At 68.1% G+C, this 14,343-nt stretch carries 14 protein-coding genes; 9 read left to right on the forward strand and 5 right to left on the reverse strand.

The window, feature by feature from the left end:
• Positions 1-100: 100 nt before the first annotated feature.
• The 5 genes from ACZ6TU_RS29475 to dnaA all read right to left on the reverse strand — a co-directional run bounded on the left by ACZ6TU_RS29475 (position 101) and on the right by dnaA (position 6,967).
• A complete protein-coding gene (locus ACZ6TU_RS29475) occupies positions 101-667 on the reverse strand; it encodes a DciA family protein (RefSeq protein ID WP_467678121.1) in 567 nt (188 codons plus the stop codon).
• Positions 664-1,785, reverse strand: coding sequence for a DNA replication/repair protein RecF (recF, locus tag ACZ6TU_RS29480; protein WP_467678119.1), 1,122 nt, complete (start codon positions 1,783-1,785; stop codon positions 664-666). Before recF ends, ACZ6TU_RS29475 begins: the two co-directional genes overlap by 4 nt.
• Before the next feature lie 37 nt (positions 1,786-1,822).
• Complete coding sequence (gene gnd, locus ACZ6TU_RS29485) at positions 1,823-2,698, reverse strand: phosphogluconate dehydrogenase (NAD(+)-dependent, decarboxylating) (protein ID WP_469552071.1); 876 nt, start codon at positions 2,696-2,698, stop codon at positions 1,823-1,825.
• Positions 2,699-2,863: 165 nt separating this feature from the next.
• Positions 2,864-3,994, reverse strand: a complete 1,131-nt coding sequence (dnaN, locus tag ACZ6TU_RS29490) for a DNA polymerase III subunit beta (protein WP_467678115.1) — start codon at positions 3,992-3,994, stop codon at positions 2,864-2,866.
• Between the two features lie 882 nt (positions 3,995-4,876).
• Positions 4,877-6,967 (reverse strand): chromosomal replication initiator protein DnaA, encoded by a 2,091-nt coding sequence (dnaA, locus tag ACZ6TU_RS29495; protein WP_469552072.1) that lies wholly within the window; start codon positions 6,965-6,967, stop codon positions 4,877-4,879.
• Positions 6,968-7,341: 374 nt separating this feature from the next.
• Here dnaA and rpmH point away from each other — a divergent pair, with 374 nt between their 5' ends.
• From rpmH to ACZ6TU_RS29540, 9 genes are all read left to right on the forward strand, one after another.
• Positions 7,342-7,479, forward strand: a complete 138-nt coding sequence (rpmH, locus tag ACZ6TU_RS29500) for a 50S ribosomal protein L34 (RefSeq protein ID WP_005482975.1) — start codon at positions 7,342-7,344, stop codon at positions 7,477-7,479.
• Between the two features lie 21 nt (positions 7,480-7,500).
• Positions 7,501-7,872, forward strand: a complete 372-nt coding sequence (rnpA, locus tag ACZ6TU_RS29505) for a ribonuclease P protein component (protein ID WP_469552074.1) — start codon at positions 7,501-7,503, stop codon at positions 7,870-7,872.
• Positions 7,869-8,243, forward strand: a complete 375-nt coding sequence (yidD, locus tag ACZ6TU_RS29510) for a membrane protein insertion efficiency factor YidD (RefSeq protein WP_086850639.1) — start codon at positions 7,869-7,871, stop codon at positions 8,241-8,243. Before rnpA ends, yidD begins: the two co-directional genes overlap by 4 nt.
• Positions 8,244-8,246: 3 nt before the next feature.
• Positions 8,247-9,521: a membrane protein insertase YidC gene (yidC, locus tag ACZ6TU_RS29515; protein ID WP_467678112.1), complete on the forward strand. Its 1,275-nt coding sequence runs from the start codon at positions 8,247-8,249 to the stop codon at positions 9,519-9,521.
• A gap of 15 nt (positions 9,522-9,536) precedes the next feature.
• The gene (locus ACZ6TU_RS29520) at positions 9,537-10,049 is read left to right on the forward strand and encodes a Jag family protein (protein ID WP_467678110.1); all 513 of its coding nucleotides are present in this window, start codon (positions 9,537-9,539) and stop codon (positions 10,047-10,049) included.
• A gap of 124 nt (positions 10,050-10,173) precedes the next feature.
• Complete coding sequence (gene rsmG / locus ACZ6TU_RS29525) at positions 10,174-10,890, forward strand: 16S rRNA (guanine(527)-N(7))-methyltransferase RsmG (RefSeq protein ID WP_403845854.1); 717 nt, start codon at positions 10,174-10,176, stop codon at positions 10,888-10,890.
• A gap of 322 nt (positions 10,891-11,212) precedes the next feature.
• On the forward strand, positions 11,213-12,289 hold the full coding sequence (locus tag ACZ6TU_RS29530; protein ID WP_392035600.1) for a ParA family protein: 1,077 nt from the start codon (positions 11,213-11,215) through the stop codon (positions 12,287-12,289).
• Entirely contained in the window at positions 12,286-13,386 is a 1,101-nt protein-coding gene (locus ACZ6TU_RS29535; RefSeq protein ID WP_467678108.1) for a ParB/RepB/Spo0J family partition protein, read from the forward strand. The genes ACZ6TU_RS29530 and ACZ6TU_RS29535 overlap by 4 nt, the downstream gene beginning before the upstream one ends.
• 318 nt (positions 13,387-13,704) lie before the next feature.
• On the forward strand, positions 13,705-14,322 hold the full coding sequence (locus ACZ6TU_RS29540) for a GNAT family N-acetyltransferase (protein WP_467678106.1): 618 nt from the start codon (positions 13,705-13,707) through the stop codon (positions 14,320-14,322).
• Positions 14,323-14,343: the final 21 nt, after the last annotated feature.

A 14,343-nucleotide genomic window follows, 5' to 3' on the forward strand; every position in this document is an offset into this window, starting at 1 on the left:
CTCATTTTTGTGATGTCAGTCACTTGCTGCCGACGGGTGGGAAACGGGCGCCGATCGGGCCCTCACAGGGCCTCCGGGCAGCCGCCGGGAGGGGCTCCCGTCAGCCGTAGGTGTCGCCGGGGCCGGTGCTGCCGGGAGCCCGTAGCGGGCCGTAGCGGCGGTTGGGGGCGCCCGGGCCCTGCACCTTGATCATCTTCACGGTGCCGTGGCCTAGATCCTCGTTCAGGCGCGCGACCAGGGTCGGAGCGAGCAGCCGCAGGTTCGTCGCCCAGGCCGTCGAGTCGCAGCGCACGGACAGGACGTGCTCGTCCTCGTCGTATCTCTCCGGCACGCAGTGCTTGGCCACGTCCTCGCCGACGATCTGCGGCCAGCGGCCCATCACCCCGCCCACAGCGGCCGGGGCCTCCCAGCCGCGCTCGGTGATCAGCCGGTTGATCGCGGAGCCGAGCGCCATGGGGTCGCGGCCGTCGGCGCGCGCGCCGGAGCGCAGTCCGCCGCGGCGCGCCTGCTTCTTCTGCTGTGCCGCGTCCCCACGCGCGCGTGCGGCTTCCTTGGCGGCGCGGAGCGCCACGCGCGCGAGGTCGACACCGGACGGCTCGGGGGCCCGGGACCCGGTGGCTTCCCCGGATGCCTCCTCCGGGGGGCCCTCAGGTGTGTTCTCCGTCATACGCGCTCCACCGTCCCCTCGGACACGGCGAACCGCACCCCGGACAGCACATGCGGTACGTCGTCGTCGACAGCGGCCGTCACCAGGACCTGCTCGCCGGGCGCGACCAGCTCGGCGAGGCGTTCACGGCGGCGGGTGTCCAGCTCGGCGAAGACGTCGTCGAGCACCAGCACCGGCTCGTTGCCCTCCGCGCGCAGCAGGTCGTACGAGGCGAGGCGCAGCGCCAGGGCGTAGGACCAGGACTCGCCGTGGGAGGCGTACCCCTTGGCGGGCAGCTGGCCGAGCTTGAGCTGGAGGTCGTCGCGGTGCGGGCCGACCAGAGTGACGCCCCGCTCGATCTCCTGCTTGCGGGCCTCGGCGAGCGCGGCCATCAACTGCTCGAACAGGTCCTCGCGCGTGTGCGCCTCGCCCGGCGCGGACGGCTTGTACTCCAGGGCGATCGGGCCGCCGCCGGGGGCGAGCTGCTCGTACGCCTTGTCGGCCAGCGGCTGGACCGCGGCGATCAGGTCCAGGCGCTGGGCGAGCAACTCGGCGCCCGCGCGCGAGAGATGCTGGTCCCAGATGTCGAGCGTGGACATGTCCACGTTGCGGCCGCCGTGCCGACGGGCGAGCGCGGCCGACTTCAGGAGGGTGTTGCGCTGCTTCAGGACCCGGTCGTAGTCGGAGCGGACTCCGGCCATGCGCGGGGAGCGGGCGGTGATCAGCTCGTCGAGGAAGCGGCGCCGCTCACCGGGGTCGCCCTTGACCAGGGCGAGATCCTCGGGGGCGAACAGCACGGTCCGTACGATCCCCAGCACGTCACGCGGCTTGACCTGCGAGGATCTGTTGATACGGGCCCGGTTGGCGCGCCCCGGGTTCAGCTCCAGCTCGACCAGCTGCTGCCGCTCGCCCTGCCGCACCTGAGCCCTGATGATCGCGCGCTCGGCGCCCATGCGGACCAGGGGGGCGTCGGAGGAGACGCGATGGCTGCCGAGCGTGGCGAGATATCCGACGGCCTCGACGAGGTTGGTCTTGCCCTGCCCGTTCGGGCCGACGAAGGCCGTCACCCCCGGGTCGAGCGGGACCTCGACCCGGGGGTAGGAGCGGAAGTCGGCCAGCGACAGATGCGTGACGTGCATGGTCGTTTCGCCGACCTCCCCAACCGTCGGGTGTTGCTTACTTGGTCTCGACCGCGTGGCCGCCGAACTGGTTCCGCAGCGCCGCGATCATCTTCATCTGGGGCGAGTCCTCCTGGCGGGAGGCGAACCGCGCGAACAGCGACGCGGTGATCGCCGGCAGCGGCACCGCGTTGTCGATCGCGGCTTCCACAGTCCAGCGTCCCTCACCGGAGTCCTGTGCATAACCCCGGAGCTTGTCCAGGTGCTCGTCCTCGTCGAGTGCGTTGACCGCGAGGTCCAGCAGCCAGGAGCGGATGACCGTGCCCTCCTGCCAGGAGCGGAAGACCTCCCGGACGTCGGTCACGGAGTCGACCTTCTCCAAGAGCTCCCAGCCCTCGGCGTACGCCTGCATCATCGCGTACTCGATGCCGTTGTGGACCATCTTCGCGAAGTGGCCCGCGCCGACCTTGCCGGCGTGCACCGAGCCGAAGTCGCCCTCCGGCTTGAGGGCGTCGAAGACCGGCTGCACCTTGGCGACGTTCTCCTTGTCGCCGCCGTACATCAGCGCGTAGCCGTTCTCCAGTCCCCAGACGCCGCCGGAGACACCGCAGTCGACGAAGCCGATGCCCTTGGCCGCCAGCTCCTCGGCGTGCTTCTCGTCGTCGGTCCAGCGAGAGTTGCCGCCGTCCACCACGACGTCACCGGGCTCCAGCAGTTCGGCCAGCTCGTCGATGGTGGATTGCGTGGGCTCGCCCGCCGGGACCATCACCCAGACCACACGCGGGCCGCTGAGCTTGCCCACAAGCTCCGGCAGGCTGTGGACATCGGCGAGGTCCGGGTTGCGGTCGTATCCGAAGACGGTGTGGCCCGCGCGGCGGATCCGCTCGCGCATGTTGCCGCCCATCTTGCCGAGGCCGACGAGACCGAGCTCCATCAGTTGTGTTCCTTAGGTTTGCAGGTGTCCGACGTGGCGTTGCGGCACTTTCGTACCCGCGTCCGAGCCTAAACCCGGACGCTCGCGCACATCTGTGGGCATACGCGCTCAGTCGTACGCCCTCACCTGCGGCTTTGCCCCCAGCCTGTGGACAACCACCGGAGCTCAGCCGCTGAGGCGCACCGGCATGATCAGGTACTTGTAGGCCTCGTCCGCCTCGGCGTCCAGCGCCGGCTTGCCGCTGAGCAGCGCGGGCTTCGTGGACGTCGTGAAGGACAGCTGCGCGACCGGGGAGTCGATGGCGCTCAGGCCGTCCAGCAGGAAGGTCGGGTTGAAGGCGATCGACACGTCGTCGCCCTCCAGCTGGGCGTCGACCCGCTCCACAGCCTGTGCGTCGTCGCTGGAGCCGGCCTCCAGGATGAGCACGCCCTGCTCGAAGCTGAGCCGCACCGGAGTGTTCCGCTCGGCGACCAGGGCCACACGCTTGACGGCCTCCACGAAGGGGGCGGTCTCGATCACGGCGACGCTGTTGAACTCGGTCGGGAACAGCGAGCGGTACTTCGGGAGGTCGCCCTCCAGCAGACGCGTCGTCGTACGGCGGCCGGCGCCCTCGAAACCGATCAGACCCTCGCCCGAGCCCGAGCCGGACAGCGCCAGGGTGACCTGGTCACCGCTCGTCAGGGCCTTGGCGGTGTCCAGGAGCGTCTTGGCGGGCACCAGGGCGACCGCGGAGGCCTCCGGGTTCTCCGGCTTCCACAGGAACTCGCGGACCGCGAAGCGGTAGCGGTCGGTGGAGGCCAGCGTGACGGTGTCGCCCTCGATCTCGATGCGCACACCGGTGAGGACGGGCAGCGTGTCGTCGCGGCCGGCGGCGATCGCGACCTGGGCGGCCGCGGAGGCGAAGACCTCGCCGGGGACCGTGCCCGTCGCGTTGGGCATCTGCGGCAGCGCCGGGTACTCCTCCACAGGCAGTGTGTGGAGTGTGAACCGGGAGGAGCCGCACACCACCGTCGCCCGTACACCGTCTGTGGAGATCTCCACCGGCCGGTTGGGGAGGGCGCGGCAGATGTCCGCGAGGAGGCGGCCGGAGACGAGCACCGTGCCCTCCTCGTCGACCTCGGCCTCCACGGACACGCGCGCGGAGACCTCGTAGTCGAAGCTGGACAGGCTCAGCTGGCCGTCCTCGGCCTTCAGCAGCAGGCCGGCGAGGACAGGCGCCGGCGGACGGGCCGGGAGGCTGCGTGCCGCCCAGGCAACTGCCTCCGCGAGTACGTCGCGTTCCACCCGGATCTTCACTGTTGCCGCCTCCTGCTGTTGCCGGCGCTTCTCGCTCTGCCTGGCCCTCGTCGTCTGTCTCGGTGTCGACGGTCCCTGGGACGGGGAGGACACCGGGGACCAGTCTGACGCACCGCACTGACAGTAGGTGCCGCTCGGGGTCAAGTCGTGACGAGGGGCGGTCGGGCGCCGGAGGGCGAGTTGTGCACAGGACCCGCTTCGAAACGAATTCCCAGCTCTCTCTAGTCGGGAGTAGTAGTAGGGCCTGTGGATACCGTGGATAACCACGTTTGCCCAGCTCAGAGCAGGAATTTTGTCCACTGGTCCTGTGGGTGAAGGCGGTGGACAACCAGGGGTCTCTGTGGAGAACGGAAAGTTCTGCACACCCCGTGCACAGGGTGAGGCGAGTTCTCCCCAGTGCCGTCCCCAGCTTTACCCACGTTTCCCACAGCCCAACCCGGCACCTTCGTGTGACGCCTTTCACTCGACCCGGTGAGGAGGCGCGTCGCGTTGCCGAACAGTGGACAGCGATGTGGAGAAGCTGGGGATCGCTGGGGACAACCGGCCCCAGCCTGTGGGTTGCCGGTGGACAACTCGATGCACAGCCTGTGGATCCACTTGTTGTCCACAGGCTGTGGAGATCGTTCGTCCACGAATCCACATGCCGCTGAGCTGGTCTCATGGTCCTTCAACAGAGGCCTCTGTGGACACAGTCTGGACAACTTCCCAGTCCCCAGGGTGTGGACGGGAGAAAGTCGCCGAATCTGTGGAGAGGGGCCGTAACCCGGCAGGTAATTCGAACAGCCGGCGACCGTCACACGACGAAGGACGGCCGCGACACGACGAAGGGCGCCCCCGGAAACCTGCTCCGGGGGCGCCCTCGGCGTCGTACCGCCGGCTCTGTCAGCCGTTCTTGATGCGGTTGGTCAGCTCGGTGACCTGGTTGTAGATCGAGCGGCGCTCGGCCATCAGATTGCGGATCTTGCGATCCGCGTGCATGACCGTCGTGTGGTCGCGGCCGCCGAACAGCGCGCCGATCTTCGGCAGCGACAGGTCCGTGAGCTCGCGGCACAGGTACATGGCGATCTGCCGGGCGGTGACGAGGGCGCGGCCGCGCGAGGTGCCGCACAGGTCCTCGACGGTCAGCCCGAAGTAGTCCGCCGTCGCGCCCATGATGGCCGTGGACGTGATCTCGGGGGCCGAGTCCTCGCCGCCGGGGATCAGGTCCTTGAGGACGATCTCCGTCAGGCCCAGGTCCACCGGCTGCCGGTTGAGCGAGGCGAACGCCGTGACCCGGATCAGCGCGCCCTCCAGCTCGCGGATGTTGCGCGAGATCCGGGAAGCGATGAACTCCAGCACCTCCGGCGGCGCGTTCAGCTGCTCCTGCACCGCCTTCTTGCGGAGGATCGCGATACGCGTCTCCAGCTCGGGCGGCTGCACGTCGGTGATCAGACCCCACTCGAAACGGTTCCGCAGCCGGTCCTCCAGCGTCACCAGCTGCTTGGGCGGCCGGTCGGAGGACAGCACGATCTGCTTGTTGGCGTTGTGGAGCGTGTTGAAGGTGTGGAAGAACTCCTCCTGCGTCGACTCCTTGTCCGCCAGGAACTGGATGTCGTCGACGAGCAGGATGTCCATCTCGCGGTAGCGCTTGCGGAAGCTGTCGCCCTTGCCGTCGCGGATCGAGTTGATGAACTCGTTGGTGAACTCCTCCGAGCTCACGTACCGCACCCGCGTGCCCGGGTAGAGGCTGCGCGCGTAGTGCCCGATCGCGTGCAGCAGGTGCGTCTTTCCGAGCCCGGACTCCCCGTAGATGAACAGGGGGTTGTACGCCTTCGCCGGTGCCTCGGCGACGGCGACCGCGGCGGCGTGCGCGAAGCGGTTGGAGGCGCCGATGACGAACGTGTCGAAGAGGTACTTCGGGTTCAGACGAGCGGTGGGCTCACCCGGGCCGGTCGCCGGCGCGGGCTGCGCGGCCAGCGGGCCGGGCGCGCCGGTCGTGGGCAGGTTCGGGCCGACGGGGCCGCCGCGGTGCACGTGCCCCGAGCCGGTCGGCGGTTCGGGCAGCTCCCGGCGGACCGGGTCGCGCTGGTCGTAGTCGGGGCGTGACGTGTCGTAGTCGGAGCGCGGTGACTCGTAGGAGGGGCGCTCCATGGACTGCGGGCGGTAGTCCTGGGAGGGGGAGCCGTAGGCGTCCTGGGGGGATGAGCCGTACGAGTCCTGCGACCCGTGCGATCCGTACGAGTCCTGAGACCCATGGGACCCATGGGACCCGTGTGATCCCTGTGATCCCTGTGATCCCTGTGATCGTTGTGATCGTTGTGATCCGTACGAGTCCTGCGACGACCCGTGGGATCCGTACGAGTCCTGGGTGCCGTACGAGTCCTGTGAGCCGTAGGTGTCCTGGCTCGGTGACGCGTACGGGTCACGCTCGGGAAAGCCGAGACGCTGCTGCTGCCAGCTGTAGTCGTCCTGCGTCGGCCGCGGCCAGGAGCCGGGCTCGGGGCGCTGGTACTCGGACGGGTACGCGGGACGGGGGGTGGGAAGTTGATCTCCGCGCGTAGGCGGAAGCTGGTCGCCAGCCGTTCCCGGCAGCTGGTCGGCGCGGTGGCGGCCGTACCCCTCATACCCGTCGCGGTCCTGGCGCGCGGCCGGAAGCTCGGGCTCCTCGTAACGCGTCTGGTGGCGAGCCGGAGGCGCCGGCGTCGCCGGGGGCTCGCCCGCGGAGTCGTCGACGGTGATCGCGATCCGGATCGGGCGGCCGCACTCGCGGCTCAGGGTCTCGCTGACGACGGGCGCCAGGCGGCCCTCGAGTACGCCCTTCGCGAATTCGTTCGGTACGGCGAGCAGGGCGGTGTCCGCGACCAGCGCGAGCGGCTGGCAGCGCCGGATCCAGTGCTCGTCCTTCCCTTCGACCCCTTGACCGCGGCCCTCCCCGAGGAGCTGCTCCAATACGCGTGGCCACACTGCGGCAAGATCGGCAGGTACGTCAGCCACAGGGCACGCTCTCTCACAGGTCCCACGAACGTGTGGTTCTGGGACGGCTCGGGATGTAAATCGGGTGGGTCAGGGATAAGGGAACGAATCGGAGTTCCGTCACGGTAGTCAGGGCGGCCGCTGCGGTTCAAGTTGTTGTCCCCAGCCTGTGGACAAGTGTCTCCGGGCGGCTGCTGGTTTGACCGGATGGCGTAGCCGCGCGTACCGTAACCAGGTCGAGTTGTCGATGGCTGCTGCCGCCTGCCTCCGATGGGCACAGATCATTTGGGTGATCGGTCAGCGGTGCACACGGGCGTAACTGCGAGCTACTCGTGGGCGCACGGTGACAGCCAGGACGGCACCCCGCAACTACCGATTTCTTCTGGAGCCCCCGAGTGAGCAAGCGCACCTTCCAGCCGAACAACCGTCGTCGCGCGAAGACCCACGGCTTCCGCCTGCGGATGCGTACCCGTGCCGGTCGCGCGATTCTCGCGAACCGTCGCAGCAAGGGTCGCGCCAGCCTGTCCGCCTGATTCCGATCAGGTCATGACGTCGTGCTGCCCACCGAGAACCGGCTGAGGCGGCGCGAGGACTTCGCGACCGCGGTACGGCGAGGACGCCGGGCAGGACGCCCCCACCTCGTCGTCCACCTTCGAAGCGGTGCCACGGACCCGCATGCGCCTGGGGAGAGCGCTCCCCCGACGCGTGCGGGTTTCGTCGTGAGCAAAGCCGTGGGCGGTGCGGTCGTACGCAGCAAAGTGAAGCGCAGGCTTCGCCACCTGATGCGCGACCGAGTCGCCCAGCTGCCCCCCGGTAGCCTGGTAGTGGTACGAGCGCTGCCCGGTGCGGGCGACGCCGACCATGCACAGCTGGCCCGAGACCTGGACGCCGCCCTTCAGCGGCTGCTGGGAGGGGGCGCGCGATGAAGTACCCGCTGCTTGCTCTGATCAAGCTCTACCAGTGGACGATCAGTCCGCTGCTCGGGCCGGTCTGCAAGTACTACCCGTCGTGCTCCCACTACGGCTTCACGGCCATCGATCGGCACGGTGCCATCAAGGGAACGGCACTCACGGCCTGGCGCATCCTGCGGTGCAACCCGTGGTCGCTGGGCGGTGTGGACCATGTCCCGCCGCGCAAGCGCCCGCGGTGGCACGAAATGTTGCGTAACGCGTGGCGTGCACGCAAGGGCGGGCCCTCCGCCGCCGTCCCGGCCACCGAGGGACAGACTTCTCCCACAAGTCGGTCCAGTCCTTCGAGCCAGGCCGCAGAGACACCGTCCCATGCCCAAGGAGCATGATTAGTGGACACGATTGCCAGCCTCTTCAGCTTCATCACCACACCCGTCTCCTGGGTCATCGTCCAGTTCCATTCGGTGTACGGCGCCCTCTTCGGGCCTGACACCGGGTGGGCCTGGGGCCTGTCGATCGTGTCCCTGGTGATCCTGATCCGTATCTGCCTGATCCCGCTCTTCGTGAAGCAGATCAAGGCGACCCGGGCCATGCAGACGCTCCAGCCCGAGATGAAGAAGATCCAGGAGCGCTACAAGAACGACAAGCAGCGTCAGTCCGAAGAGATGATGAAGCTGTACAAGGACACGGGCACCAACCCGCTGTCCTCGTGCCTTCCCATCCTGGCGCAGTCCCCGTTCTTCTTCGCCCTGTACCACGTGCTGAACAGCATCGCGTCGAACGACACCATCGGCGTGATCAACACCAGCCTTCTGGAGAGTGCCCAGAAGGCGCACATCGTCGGTGCGCCGCTGGCGGTGAAGTTCACCGACAGCGCGTCGAAGGTAGAAGCACTCGGTGCCTCCCTCACCGACGTCCGCGTGGTCACCGCCATCATGATCGTCCTGATGTCGGCGTCGCAGTTCTTCACCCAGCGCCAGCTGATGACGAAGAACGTCGACACCACGGTGAAGACGCCGTTCATGCAGCAGCAGAAGATGCTGATGTACGTCTTCCCCGTCATGTTCGCCGTCTTCGGCATCAACTTCCCCGTCGGTGTCCTCGTCTACTGGCTGACCACCAACGTGTGGACCATGGGCCAGCAGATGTACGTCATCCACAACAACCCGACCCCGGGTTCCAAGGCCCAGGCCGCGTACCTGGAGCGCCTGCACAAGCACGTCACGCAGCACGGCAAGGTCAGCCGGCGCCGTGACAAGGTCATCGTCAAGGCGCTCGTCGCCAAGGGACGCGACCGCAACGAGTTCGAGCGCAAGTTCATCAACGGCCTGAGCAAGGCCGGCCTCGCCGCTCAGACCGACGGCACCGTGATCAAGAGCGACACCTCTGCCGCCGTCGAAGCCGAGGACGGTACGCCGACCACCGGCACTCCGAAGCGGCAGCAGCCCAAGCGTCAGACCAAGGCCCAGCGGCAGTCCGGTGCCACGAAGGCGGCCGACGAGTCCGAGCCGAAGACGTCACTCACCAAGTCCGACGAGCCCGAGGACGCCAAGCCCGCCACCGCTGCCAAGAAGGGCGGCGCGAAGTCCGGCAGCGGTACCCGCAGCAAGGCCCAGTCCGGACAGCGCAAGGGTCCGCAGCGGCCCAAGTCCCCGTCCAAGAAGTAAGAAGGAGTCCATCCCGTGACGGAAGGCACCACCTCCGCCGCTGCCGAGGGTGCAGACACCCTGACCCGCCTGGAGCAGGAGGGCGAGATCGCTGCGGACTACCTGGAGGGTCTGCTCGACATCGCCGACCTCGACGGCGACATCGACATGGACGTCGAGGCCGACCGTGCCTCTGTCTCGATCATCAGTGACACGGGCACCCGTGACCTGCAGAAGCTGGTCGGCCGTGATGGTGAGGTGCTGGAGGCGCTCCAGGAGCTCACCCGTCTGGCCGTGCACCGTGAAACCGGTGACCGCAGCCGGCTGATGCTCGACATCGCGGGATACCGCGCCCGGAAGCGCTCCGAGCTGTCCGAGCTGGGCGCCAAGGCCGCCGCCGAGGCCAAGAGCAGCGGTGAGGCTGTGAAGCTGAAGCCGATGACGCCGTTCGAGCGCAAGGTCGTGCACGACGCGGTCAAGGCCGCGGGCCTGCGCAGCGAGTCCGAGGGCGAGGAGCCGCAGCGCTTCGTCGTCGTGCTTCCCGCCTGATCGGCCCCTACGTTCCCCGGCCCCGTCTGTTGCGCAGGCGGGGCCGACCTTTGTCAGCCTGATAGTTCTGGTGGTTCTGGTGTCGGCGCTTGGTGCGCTGACGCGTACGGAAGGACGGTCCCCCGTGACGGAGGCAGCGGAGCTTCCCCCCGCGCCCGAGCAGGCGCGCGAGGTGTTCGGTGATCGCTTCGCGGATGCGGTGCGGTACGCCGAGCTGCTCGCTGAGGCAGGCGTGCAGCGCGGTCTCATCGGCCCGCGTGAAGTGCCCCGCCTGTGGGAGCGGCACCTGCTGAACTGCGCGGTGCTGTCGGAGGTCGTGCCCGAGGGCGTGACGGTGTGCGATGTCGGCTCGGGCGCCGGCCTTCCCGGCATTCCACTGGCTCTGGTCCGAGAGGACCTGAAGATCACGCTGCTGGAGCCGCTGCTGCGGCGTACCAACTTCCTCTCCGAGGTCGTGGAACTGCTCGGCCTCGATCATGTGACCGTCGTGCGCGGCAGGGCCGAGGAGGTCATGGGGAAGATTCAGCCTGTCCATGTCGTGACGGCCCGAGCCGTCGCTCCCCTCGACCGCCTCGCCACATGGGGCATTCCGCTGCTGCGGCCGTACGGGCAGATGCTCGCGCTCAAGGGCGACGCCGCCGAGGAGGAGCTGAAGAGCGCGTCGGCGGCCCTGAGCAAGCTGGGTGCGGTGGAGACGTCCATCCTGCATGTCGGTGAGGGCGTGGTGGACCCGATGTCCACGGTGGTACGGGTCGAGGTCGGGGAGAGCCCGGGCGGTGTGCGCTTCGCCGCGAAGCGCGCCAAGGCGGCTCGCACGGGGCGCGCCCGCCGACGACGCTGACCCGTCCTGGGAATGCTGATCCGGTCCGACGGTGCTGACCGTGCCCGACGACGCTGATCCGTCCTGACGACGAGACGTACTCCACACAAGCTGCCAAACCTATGCATGCCGGAGTGTCGCGACAGTTCGGCCACGGCTGCTGTGCATCGTGTTTCACGTGAAACGTCGCTCACTGCTGCACGGCATCATCAGTCGTGGCCGCGCTGCGGCCGAACCCCGCGACCGTAAGCCTCTCGGGTCACTCGATGAGGGAACTGAGTTGTCCACAGAGGTGGATTTCTCCACAGAACGGAAGGCCTCACTGGTTCACGACCCCGAAGGCATGGGAGGCTCTGTTCATTGCGAGCCTGAAGTCGAGGAGAGTGAATCCTTGCGGTCCGACGCCAACATCGCGGGACCGATGACCGATCCGGTCCCCGGTCCCCGTACCGAGTCGATGGGGGCGGATGTTTCACGTGAAACACCGCCTCCGATGGACGACACTCCCATCGGTCGTGCTGCCCAGCTGGCGGTGGAGGCTCTCGGCCGCGCCGGCGAGGGTCTGCCACGGCCCGAGCAGACCCGAATCATGGTGGTCGCCAACCAGAAGGGCGGTGTGGGCAAGACGACGACGACCGTCAACCTTGCCGCGTCACTGGCCCTGCACGGTGGCCGGGTTCTGGTGGTCGACCTCGACCCACAGGGCAATGCGTCCACCGCGCTGGGCATCGACCATCATGCCGAAGTTCCGTCCATCTACGACGTGTTGGTGGAGAGCAAGCCGCTCTCCGAGGTCGTCCAGCCGGTCCCCGATGTCGAGGGCCTCTTCTGTGCCCCTGCCACGATCGATCTCGCCGGTGCGGAGATCGAGCTGGTGTCCCTGGTGGCACGGGAGAGCCGGTTGCAGCGCGCCATCCAGGCGTACGAGCAGCCGCTGGACTACATCCTCATCGACTGTCCGCCCTCGCTCGGCCTCCTGACGGTCAATGCGTTGGTGGCGGGCCAGGAGGTACTGATCCCCATCCAGTGTGAGTACTACGCGCTGGAAGGGCTGGGGCAGTTGTTGCGGAACGTCGACCTGGTGCGGGGGCACCTCAACCCCACCCTGCATGTGTCGACCATCCTGCTCACCATGTACGACGGCCGGACGCGGCTCGCGTCCCAGGTCGCGGAAGAGGTGCGCACCCACTTCGGCGACGAGGTGCTGCGGACGAGCATTCCCAGGTCCGTCCGTATCTCCGAGGCGCCGAGTTATGGGCAGACGGTCCTGACTTACGATCCTGGATCGAGTGGTGCCCTCTCTTATCTTGAGGCGGCACGAGAGATCGCGCTGAAGGGCGTTGGCATCAGCTATGACGCGACGCACGCCCATATCGGCGCACAGCAGAACGACCCGAGCATGGTGGAGGGCATTCAGTGAGCGAGCGACGGAGGGGGCTGGGCCGTGGTCTCGGCGCACTGATCCCTGCTGCCCCGACAGAGAAGTCGGTAGCCCAGGCTGCGGCTGGGGGCGCCGCCTCCACATCCCCCGCAGCAGTGCCTGTCCTGCCGAACGACCGTGGGGTGGCCGCAGCGAAGGTGGCGACGCTGCCGACTGTTTCACGTGAAACAGAGGAGCCGGCGCAGCCCAGTGCTCCCGCCGCGCCTGCGCCGCCCATCGGCGCGCACTTCGCCGAGATCCCCCTCGACTCCATCACGCCCAACCCGCGGCAGCCGCGTGAGGTGTTCGACGAGGACGCGCTGGCCGAGCTCATCACCTCCGTCAAGGAAGTGGGCCTCCTCCAGCCGGTCGTCGTACGGCAGGTGGGTCCTGCCCACTACGAGCTCATCATGGGCGAGCGTCGCTGGCGGGCCTGCCGCGAGGCGGGGCTGGAGGCGATCCCGGCGATCGTGCGGGCCACGGAGGACGAGAAGCTCCTCCTGGATGCGCTGCTGGAGAACCTGCACCGCGCCCAGCTGAACCCGCTGGAAGAGGCAGCCGCCTACGACCAGTTGCTGCGGGACTTCAACTGCACGCACGACCAGCTGGCGGACCGCATCGGCCGATCCCGCCCGCAGGTCTCCAACACCCTGCGCCTGCTGAAGCTCTCGCCGGCGGTGCAGCGCCGGGTCGCCGCCGGAGTGCTCTCCGCCGGCCACGCACGGGCCCTGCTGTCCGTCGAGGACTCGGAGGAGCAGGACAGGCTGGCTCACCGGATCGTGGCCGAGGGGTTGTCGGTACGGGCCGTCGAGGAGATCGTGACCCTGATGGGTTCGCGTCCTCAGAAGGCCCAGCGACCCAAGGGCCCGCGTGCCGGTGCTCGTGTCTCTCCCGCGCTGTCCGAGCTCGCCACGCGGCTCTCGGATCGCTTCGAGACGCGGGTGAAGGTCGACCTGGGCCAGAAGAAGGGCAAGATCACCGTCGAGTTCGCCTCCATGGAAGACCTTGAGCGGATCCTCGGCTCACTCGCTCCGGGCGAGGGACCGGTTCTGCAGAAGAGTCTCTTGGAGAGCGACTCGGAGGAGAGCGAGTCCTGAGCCTCCGGCAGGAGCCTCTGTTGTGGATGACAGAGCGGGCCATGTCCGGTGTGTGCCGGAACATGGCCCGCTCTTTCCTTTCTGGCGGTATAGATGGAATCGCATCGTGGATACGATGCGTTCGGATACGGCGCAACCACCCGGCAGCACCTCTGAGAGGAAGGCAGGGGCCATGCGAACGATGAGCCGCACTGGACTGGTGAGCGCCGGTTTGGGGCTGGGAGCGGTCGGTGGGTTCATCGGCAGTCTCCTCAGGGAACGGAGCGCTCTGACAGCCGCCCGCGACGCGGCAGGCCAAGGAAGCGAGGAACAGCCTTCATGGGGCGCCGGCTCGTACCGCTCACGCTGGACAACCTTCAGGACCTTCCCAAGCGCTGTCGCTCGTGTGTCTTCTGGGAGCTCGACCCCGTCAGCGGTGAGGCCGCGGTAAAGGCGGGCGAGGCCGCTCTGGAGAAGGAAGCATGGATCTCGGCCGTTCTGCTGGACTGGGGATCCTGCGGTCGGGTCGTGTACGTCGACGACGTGCCGGTGGGCTTCGTGCTCTACGCGCCTCCCGCCTATGTACCCCGCTCCACGGCGTTCCCCACGAGTCCCGTCTCCCCCGACGCGGTTCAGCTGATGACCGCGTTCATCGTGCCGGGGTACCAGGGGCAGGGACTGGGCCGGGTGATGGTTCAGACGGTCGCCAAAGATCTGCTGCGGCGCGGGTTCAAAGCGATCGAGGCGTTCGGGGATGCGCGATGGAAAGAACCGGCCTGTGTGCTGCCCGCCGACCACCTCCTGGCGGTGGGCTTCAAGACGGTCCGGCAGCACCTCACTTATCCCCGGCTGAGACTGGAACTGCGGTCGACGCTTTCCTGGAAGGAAGACGTCGAGATGGCGCTGGACCGGCTTCTGGGAGCCGTACAGAAGGAGCCGGTGCTGCGACCGCTGTAGAGGAAGCAGTCAAACGAATGG

It is taken from the genome of Streptomyces sp. NPDC052064 (assembly GCF_055585925.1).